3 protein-coding genes and 1 pseudogene are annotated in these 1,778 nt (G+C 75.0%); 3 read left to right on the top strand and 1 reads right to left on the bottom strand.

The annotated features are described in order from the left end of the window. Positions 1-457: ATP-binding protein (locus Q0L15_RS14650; RefSeq protein WP_296605189.1), on the top strand; the 457-nt coding region annotated here is incomplete at its 5' end. Between the two features lie 12 nt (positions 458-469). On the opposite strand, the gene Q0L15_RS14645 is transcribed toward Q0L15_RS14650, so the two are convergent. Continuing rightward, positions 470-907, bottom strand: coding sequence for a hypothetical protein (locus tag Q0L15_RS14645; protein ID WP_296605188.1), 438 nt, complete (start codon positions 905-907; stop codon positions 470-472). A gap of 162 nt (positions 908-1,069) precedes the next feature. On the opposite strand from Q0L15_RS14645, the pseudogene Q0L15_RS24995 reads away from it, so the two are divergent. Further along, positions 1,070-1,300, top strand: a pseudogene (locus Q0L15_RS24995) (universal stress protein); the annotation flags it as partial. Continuing rightward, the coding region (locus Q0L15_RS14640) for a universal stress protein (RefSeq protein WP_296605187.1) at positions 1,287-1,778 on the top strand (492 nt) is incomplete at its 3' end. The pseudogene Q0L15_RS24995 and the gene Q0L15_RS14640, both read left to right, overlap by 14 nt.

Below are 1,778 nucleotides of genomic sequence, written 5' to 3'. Positions count from 1 at the left end.
GGAGGCCGTCGACGAGCTGGACGGCACGATCCGTGACATCCGCCGGACGATCTTCGACCTCGGCTCGGTCGAGGACGACACCGACATCCAGTACGCCGTCACGCAGCTCGTCGACCGGGCGACGAGCACGCTGAAGTTCCGGCCCCGGCTCAGCTTCCGGGGGCCGGTCCGGTCCCAGATCGGCCCCGAGGTGGCACCCGACGTGCTCGCCGTGCTCAGCGAGGCGCTGTCGAACGCCGCCCGGCACGCCCACGCCAGCTCCGGCTCGGTCGAGCTCGACGTCACCGAGGGTGTGCGCCTGACGGTCGTCGACGACGGGGCCGGCCTGCCCGCGGACGTCTCGGAGAGCGGCCTGGCCAGCATGCGGCGCCGCGCCGAGCGCCGCGGCGGGCGCTGCACCGTCACCTCCGCCGTCGGCGCGGGGACCACCGTCGAGTGGTGGGTGCCGGCGGGCTGAGGCGGTCGGGTTTCACCGGCTGACCGGTGAAACCCGCGCGACACGCCGAGGCCGGGCGGCCCGGGTCGAGGCGGCCTTGGGCAGGTGCCGCACCTTGGTCACCCGGGTGTCGAACGCCGCGGCCGGCCGGTGCCGGCCCTCGTCCGGGCCGAGGGCGGTGATCCACTCGCGCAGCCCCGTCTCGGCGCGGTCCGGGCGGGCGCCCTGGCGCACCGCGTCCTGGCGGGTGCCCGGGCGGCTCAGCGAGAAGGCGTGCGTGGGCGCGCCGGCGACGAGCAGGTCGTACTCCTCCTCGCCGGCGCGGCCGGCGTCCCGGACCTCCGCCACGACGACATCGACGCCGCCCTGCTCGAGTCCCTCCACCACCGCCCGGGTCACGCTCTCGGTGCAGCCGAACATGGACTCGTAGACCACCAGTGCGCGCGGCCGATCGGCCGGAGTGTCGCTCATCGCCGGGACCTCCTCTGGTCACCTCCAGCCTGCCGCCGCACCCACCCCCGTCCTACCGCCTTGCGCCCCCTCGGGCCGGGTCCTTGGTCCCTACAGCCGACCCGGCGGCCGGCTGAGCATGGAGGTGACGGAACTGCGCCGTCACGGGCAGAGGAGGAGACCATGAACGTCATCACCAGCCCGGTGGTCGTCGGCGTCGACGGCACCGCGGCGAACCGCGGTGCGCTGCGCTACGCGGTCGAGGAGTCGCGACGGGCCGGCAGCACGCTGAAGCTGGTCCACGTCGTGCCCGACTACGTCCCCATCTCGCCGTTCATGCCGGTGGCTGCACCACGGCAGCCGCAGCACGGAGCTGATCAAGGCCGCCGAGAACGCCGGCATGCTGGTCGTCGGCCGCGACGACCGCCCGGTCCTGTACCGGCTCGTCGACGGCGACACGGCCACCCGCACCGCGGCGCGGGCGCCGGTGCCCGTGGTGGAGGTGCCGGCGAGCTGGCACGACGCCCCGGACGCGCCCGAGCGCCACGCGGTCGTGGTCGGCGTCAAGTCCGGCGCCCACGCCGACGAGCTGCTCGGCCACGCGTTCGCGATCGCCGACGCGCGGTCCGCGAGGGTCGTCGTGGTGCACGCCTGGAAGCTGCCCAGCGCCTACGACGACATCATCGAGTCGCGGATCGCGCTCGAGCAGTGCGAGCGCGAGGGCGTCGCCGAGATGGAGCTGCTGCTGCACGACTGGCGCGCGGCGTTCCCCGAGGTCGAGGTCGAGGTCCGGGTCGTCCACGACCACGCCGCCCACGCGCTCGTCGAGGCCTCGCGCGAGGCCGACCTGGTCCTCGTCGTACGCCGTGCGCACGGCGTCCCGGTGGCCGCC

It is taken from the genome of Nocardioides sp. (assembly GCF_024509035.1).
In the GTDB taxonomy this organism is placed as follows: Bacteria; Actinomycetota; Actinomycetes; order Propionibacteriales; family Nocardioidaceae; genus Nocardioides.
This window is presented reverse-complemented; position numbering and strand designations above follow the sequence as displayed.